Below are 379 nucleotides of genomic sequence, written 5' to 3' on the forward strand. Positions count from 1 at the left end.
GTGATACCCGCTTCCTCGACCGCGTGCACCGCGTCCGCGGCGTCGTTCATCGTCGGTGCGAACCGCAGGCCGGCGACGGCGGCGATCCCGCCGCTGTCGAGCAGCAACAGCGGCAGGCCGCTGTCGGGCAGCGTCTGGCCGGCATAGAGGCCGCTGGCCATCACCGCAGGCGCGGCCGGCTTGACCACCAATTCCTCGGTGTCGAGCACGGCGTCGATCGCCATCGCGAAATTGCCCTCGCGGGTCGCCATGATGACGAGGACGCGGGGGTCCTCGGTCGGGATGTCGAGCAGATCGCCCAGCGCGACGAGCGGCAGGCGCTGGCCGCGGACGGTCGCGACGCGCGCGTCGCCGAGCGGATCGATGCGGACCGCACCCC

The 379-nt window shown here is 72.6% G+C and carries 1 protein-coding gene; it reads right to left on the reverse strand.

The window, feature by feature from the left end; genetic code table 11:
- The coding region (locus AC0IYH_RS29805) for a chemotaxis protein CheW (protein WP_471837687.1) at positions 1 to 379 on the reverse strand (379 nt) is incomplete at both ends.

This window comes from Pseudomonas sp. AC463 (assembly GCF_979253585.1).